The sequence below is a fragment of the Occallatibacter sp. genome (assembly GCF_049802275.1).
Taxonomy (GTDB): domain Bacteria; phylum Acidobacteriota; class Terriglobia; order Terriglobales; family Acidobacteriaceae; genus Telmatobacter.
Genome location: NZ_JBARMD010000651.1, coordinates 1 through 5,741, shown reverse-complemented (window position 1 = coordinate 5,741; position 5,741 = coordinate 1). Strand labels below are relative to the sequence as shown.

Annotated in this window: 5 protein-coding genes; 4 read left to right on the top strand and 1 reads right to left on the bottom strand. The window is 58.7% G+C overall.

Annotated elements, in window-relative coordinates; all coding sequences use genetic code 11:
• On the top strand, positions 1–1,140 hold a 1,140-nt coding region (rpoD, locus tag WA354_RS21850), incomplete at its 5' end, for an RNA polymerase sigma factor RpoD (RefSeq protein ID WP_472815138.1).
• A gap of 215 nt (positions 1,141–1,355) precedes the next feature.
• Complete coding sequence (locus WA354_RS21845; RefSeq protein ID WP_472815137.1) at positions 1,356–2,807, top strand: GH1 family beta-glucosidase; 1,452 nt, start codon at positions 1,356–1,358, stop codon at positions 2,805–2,807.
• Between the two features lie 381 nt (positions 2,808–3,188).
• Here WA354_RS21845 and WA354_RS21840 read toward each other — a convergent pair whose 3' ends face one another.
• The gene (locus WA354_RS21840; RefSeq protein ID WP_472815136.1) at positions 3,189–4,073 is read right to left on the bottom strand and encodes an aldo/keto reductase; all 885 of its coding nucleotides are present in this window, start codon (positions 4,071–4,073) and stop codon (positions 3,189–3,191) included.
• Between the two features lie 127 nt (positions 4,074–4,200).
• On the opposite strand from WA354_RS21840, the gene WA354_RS21835 reads away from it, so the two are divergent.
• Positions 4,201–4,662, top strand: a complete 462-nt coding sequence (locus tag WA354_RS21835; protein WP_472815135.1) for a TM2 domain-containing protein — start codon at positions 4,201–4,203, stop codon at positions 4,660–4,662.
• A 127-nt stretch (positions 4,663–4,789) separates the two neighbouring features.
• Positions 4,790–5,741: glycoside hydrolase family 88 protein (locus WA354_RS21830; protein ID WP_472815134.1), on the top strand; the 952-nt coding region annotated here is incomplete at its 3' end.

Here is a 5,741-nt window from a genome sequence, read left to right as displayed (position 1 = left end):
CACCAGAAGAAGATTCTCGCCTTCGAAGAAAAGCAGGTAGCCACATCGGCTTCTGCCACCAAGGCCAAGGTCAAGGAAGCGCGCCGCCTCCGCTGGATGATTGCCCGCGAAAAGGTCTTCATCTCGCGTATCGTTCGTGAACTCAAGTACACGGCCATGGAGCGCAAGCGGCTGCTCGACAAAGTCAACAAGACCGTTGACACCATGCGCACGCTGGAGCGGCAGATCCGCTCGCTCGAGCAGAAGCATGAAGCCTCGAAGAGCGAGGAACTGAAGAAGGAGTACAGGCGCCAGCAGAAGAACTGCCGCACCGATCTCGAAAAAATCGAGGGCGACGCGGGCGTATTGATCGGCGAGCTCAAGCGCACGCAGCGCGAAATGATCCAGGGCGACATGGACGCCGAGCAGGCGAAGCGGGAACTGATCGAAGCCAACCTTCGTCTCGTCGTTTCGATTGCGAAGAAATACACGAACCGCGGACTGCAGTTCCTCGACCTGATTCAAGAAGGCAACATCGGCCTGATGAAGGCGGTGGACAAGTTCGAATATCGGCGCGGGTACAAGTTCTCGACGTATGCGACATGGTGGATTCGCCAGGCGATTACGCGCGCGATTGCCGACCAGGCGAGGACGATTCGCATCCCGGTGCACATGATCGAAACGATCAACAAGCTGATTCGTACGAGCCGTCAGCTGGTGCAGGAACTGGGTCGTGAGCCGTCGAGCGAAGAGATTGCGCGGCGCATGGACATTCCAGTCGCCAAGGTCCGCAAGGTACTGAAGATCGCGCAGGAGCCGATTTCGCTGGAGACGCCGATTGGTGAAGAAGAAGACTCGCACCTTGGCGACTTCATTGAAGATCGCCAGGCAGTTTCGCCCAGCGAGGCCGTGATCAGCGTGAACCTGAAGGAGTACACTTCGCAGGTTCTGCGTACGCTAACGCCGCGCGAGGAGCGGGTGATCAAGATGCGGTTCGGGCTCGAAGATGGTTCAGAGCACACGCTGGAAGAAGTGGGACAAAGCTTCCAGGTCACGCGTGAGCGCATTCGGCAGATCGAAGCGAAGGCGCTGCGCAAGCTGCGTCATCCGTCACGCTCGCGCAAGCTGAAGGCGTTTGTCGAAGGCGTCAAGGAAATGTAACCACCTGCGGTGGGGCCAGCTGCGCCTTCGGCGCCTAGAAATGTAAGTGGAGTGGGAGAACGATCGCAGCGAAGGCCGCAGCCGAAAGGCTGCGGCTTTTGCTTTTCTGGAGGGAATGAGTCTACAAGCACCGCGCGAAAGGACCTGCAGGAATTCACTTGCCAAGTGTTTAAATGGTCTGCTAAAACGTTTTTGCTAGCGTTTGGAGGGTAAGAATGAAGACGATTTCGCGTCGCCAGTTTGGAAAGGGTGTTGCCGCAGCGGCAGCAGCAACCTATGCAGGAATTTCATTGCCTGAATTTGCTTTTGGAGAACCGCAGCCGAAGCGGCTCGAGTACCCCAAGGGATTCTTGTGGGGTTGCGCAACGGCTTCGTACCAGATTGAAGGCGGCGCGAAGGATGACGGGCGCGGGCCGTCACTGTGGGACGTGTTCTCGCATACGCCCGGGAAGACGCACAACGGCGATACGGGCGATGTGGCGGACGATTCCTATCACTTGTACAAGCAGGATGTGCAGCTCTTGAAGAACCTAGGCGTGAACACCTACCGCATGTCGATCTCGTGGTCGCGCGTGTTCCCGACAGGCAAGGGCGAGGTAAACCAGAAGGGGCTGGATTACTACAGCCGGGTTGTGGATGAGTTGCTGGCGAATGATATTACGCCGTACATCACGATGTTTCACTGGGACACGCCGGCGGGTCTGCAGGGCGGGTGGCAATCGCGCGATACCTCGAAAGCGTTTGCGGATTACTGCGCGTATGTCTCGAAACATCTTGGCGACAAGGTGAAGCACTGGATGACTACCAATGAATTCATTTGCTTCACCGATCTGGGATACAAGATTGGACAGTTCGCGCCGGGCATGAAGCTTGCGGCCGGACCGGTGAACCAGATACGGCACAACGCGATCTTGGCGCACGGACTGGGGGTGCAGGCAATTCGCGCAAATGCGCCGAGCGGAACGCAGGTGGGACTCGCAGAGAACGCGATCGTCTATGTGCCGGTGATGGAAACTGACGAGCACATCGAAGCGGCACGGAAGGCCACACGCGATAGCAATGCGCCGTTCCTCACCACGGTGCTGGACGGCAAGTATCCGGAGAGCTATCTGGCGCAAGAGGGAGCGAATGCCCCGAAGGTAGAAGTGGGTGATATGCAGGCGATCGGCAGCCCAATCGATTTCCTCGGAGTGAATATCTACGTGCCCCTGTTTGCGCGTGCTGATGGTTCTGCGAAGGGATGGGTGGAAGAGCCGATGCCGTCATCCTATCCGCACATGTACTCACCATGGATCAACCTTGGTCCCGAGTGCATCTACTGGGGAGTTCGCAACGTTTGCGACATCTGGAAAGAGAAGGTGCCTGCGATGTACATCACTGAAAATGGCGCGTCGTCAGACGATGTGCTGACCCCGGAGGGCCATGTTGAAGATGTGGATCGCGTGATGTACCTGCGCAATCACCTGACGCAATTGCATCGTGCAGTGGACGAGGGGTATCCCGTGAAGGGCTACTTCCTGTGGAGCCTGTTGGATAATTTCGAGTGGGCCGACGGCTACAGCAAGCGGTTTGGCATTCACTATGTGGACTTCAAGACGTTGAAGCGGTATCCGAAGCTGAGCGCGGAGTGGTACAAGAACACGATCGCGACGAATGCCGTTGAGTAGAGACCGCCGATAACTAGTTGAGAGAACCCGCTGCCGATTGGCTGCGGGTTTTCCTTTTGCGAGCCGGGGTATACTGCGAGGGCATTCCGAGGAGATTCCCCATGACCCGCTCTGTGAGTTCACTGTTTGTTGTGTGGTTTTGACGGCATGCGCCGCAAGTTGCCGCGGACAGGCTTCTGCTGCAGCAGTTGGCACTGCGCCAAGGTGCCGACGATTGATCAATCGCTTGAGATGTACAGTGTGGGTTCGCCGAGGATTTCGCCGGATGGCTCCATCTCGTAATCGGAATGAATCACGTGATAATCGCCGAACGAATCCTTGCGATCCTTCATCGCCTTCGGCTCCGAAGTCGATCCTGCGAAGCTACGGCCAAGTAGCTGGTTAGGAGACTTGCTGCGAAGCGGCTTCGAGTTGTGACCATTCATCGATGCCGATTTGGAGCGCTGCTGCGGCGACGTTTTCTTCCAGGTGCTGGACCTGTGATGTGCCGGGGATGGGGAGCATGACGGGCGAGCGATGAAGGAGCCACGCGATTGAGAGCTGCGCAGGTGTGGCGTTGTGGCGTTCAGCGAGACTGCTTAGTGTTTGCAATAGCGGGTGGTCGGGCTTCAGCAGCTTGCCTCCAGCCATGGGATACCAGGGAAGGAACGCGATGCCGCGCTGCTCGCACCAGGCGAGGGTCTGCTCGTGGCGGCGGTCGGCGAGAGAGTAGCGGTTCTGCACGCTGACGATGGGGACGATCTTCTGCGCTTGTTCGATCTCGGCCGGCGTGACTTCACTGAGGCCTATGTGCCGGATCTTTCCTTGCTCCTGCATCTGGCGAAGCGCGCCGAGGGATTCTTCGAGCGGGGTGCGGGGGTCGATACGGTGGAGCTGGTAGAGCTCGATGCGCTCGAGTTTGAGCCGGCGCAGGCTCATTTCGACACATTGAATCAAATATCCGGCGCGGCCCACGTATTCGGTCCTGGCTGGGCCCTGACGGGTGATGCCGCCCTTGGTGGCGATGACGAGGCCCGGCGGATAGGGATGGAGAGCCTCGCAGATCAGGCGTTCCGCGATCTCGGGGCCGTAGGCATCGGCGGTGTCGATGAGGGTGACGCCGAGGTCAACGGCGCGGCGCAGAACGCGACGGCCCTGGTTCGGATCTTTCGGTTCGCCCCAGGCGCCCTCGCCGACAAGGCGCATGGTTCCGTAACCGAGGCGATGAACGGGCAAGTCGCCGCCAATGTAGAAGGTGCCGCTCGTAGCGGCGGGTAAGCTCGTCATGACAGATACGATGCTAAACGGAGGAGGGCTGACGTCCGGGCCGAGGGATTACGGGCTGGAACTGTGGGGAACTCTTCGGGCGTCCTGCGCGTATGTTTTAATGCAAGGAAAGCTCGGAGATGCGGCCATGACAACCACGGCTTATGTAAATGCGCAGGCAGTGTTTTACCAGCAGTACGAACAGGTGCGGCGCGATGAGGTTGTGGGGATATTGCTGGCGCTGTTCCTGGGCGGGTTCGGTATCCACCACTTTTATCTGCGGCGAACAGGGTTGGGCATTCTGTATGCCTGCTTCTGCTGGACACCGTTTCCGTGGGTGCTGGGATTCATTGAGTGCTTCTTCATGCCGGGGCGGGTTCGGGAATTCAACGCGATCCAGGCGGCTGGGATTGCGGCGGCTCTGGGAATCTCGATGCCGGCTTATGGGCAGCCGATCAATGTTACGGTGAATGTGCCGCCGGGAACTGCTGCGCCTGCGCAGAATTCCACGTTAATTGCGCAGCCGGGGACGCTGGTGGCCTGCGGAAAATGCGGTAAGACGAATCCCGCCGGTGCGAAGTTCTGCTCGGGGTGTGGTTCTGCGCTGTAGACGAGTCTTTGCGTAGCCAATTCAGTCGGCAAAGTCGGCCCTGAGGGAATGCTGTCCTGCGCAAAAGTGAGTTAAAGCATCCTCCTGAGCAACCCCATCCGAGACCTGCCGCGCTATCATCGTCAACGTGAATCGACGTTCATTTTTATATACAGCAGCTATCGCAGGTACGCACGTCTCCGCATCTTCATTTGCAGAACCGCTGCAAAATACGACATCTAGCCAAAAGCCCGAGAGCGCTCGGCGCATCGAGGGGGCTACCTCCGCCGCCCTTGCACTGCAGCGTCGCGACTGGGAACAGGGCATCTTCGCTCACGCAATGCTGCAATCGGGCCAACGAGAGTTGCTCATCCAGCTGACGAAGGCCGCCGTGGTGCAGCAAACGCCGGACGGTCGCATGGCTGTCGTGGTCAACGGCGGCCCAACCGATCCGGCCATGGGCGGCGCCGCCTACGCACAGGCGGCAGAATTCGCCGGAGATGCAACAATGCATCAGGCCGTCGCGCGCATGCTCGTTTGGATTCTCAATAAGGCTCCCCGCAACGCCGATGGCATCCTCTATCACACGTTCGAAGCGCCCCAGATGTGGTCAGACGGAATCAATGGCGCGCCTCCGTTCCTGGCCGCCATGGGCCATTACGACGAGGCGATGCTGCAGATTGAAGGCTATCGAAAGCTCCTTTTCAATCTCGACAAAAAGCTCATGGCGCACATCTGGGACGACGGCAAACATCAATTAACCGATCCCGCTTTCTGGGGCGGTGGTAATGGTTGGACGGCCGCTGGACTGGCGTGTGTCATCCGCAGCCTGCCTGCTGAAAGAAAGAACGATCGCAACCATCTGGTTGCATTTTCCCGCGATGTGATCGACGGCTGCCTTCTGTATCAACGTCCAGACGGCCTCTTCCACAACGTCGTCGATCGCCCCGACACCTTCGTCGAAACCAATCTCGCGCAGATGCTCGCGTTCACCATCTACCAGGGAATCACCGACCAGTGGCTCCCCGCCACCTACCGCCCCCACGCCGACCGCATGCGCGCAGCAGCCCGCGCGAAGATGGATCAATACGGCTTCGTCC

What these genes read in the sequence shown, in the direction of transcription:
- WA354_RS21845 (WP_472815137.1), top strand. Translation starts at nt 1,356, where the DNA reads ATGAAGACGATTTCGCGTCGCCAGTTTGGAAAGGGTGTTGCCGCAGCG.
- WA354_RS21840 (WP_472815136.1), bottom strand. Translation starts at nt 4,073, where the DNA reads ATGACGAGCTTACCCGCCGCTACGAGCGGCACCTTCTACATTGGCGGC.
- WA354_RS21835 (WP_472815135.1), top strand. Translation starts at nt 4,201, where the DNA reads ATGACAACCACGGCTTATGTAAATGCGCAGGCAGTGTTTTACCAGCAG.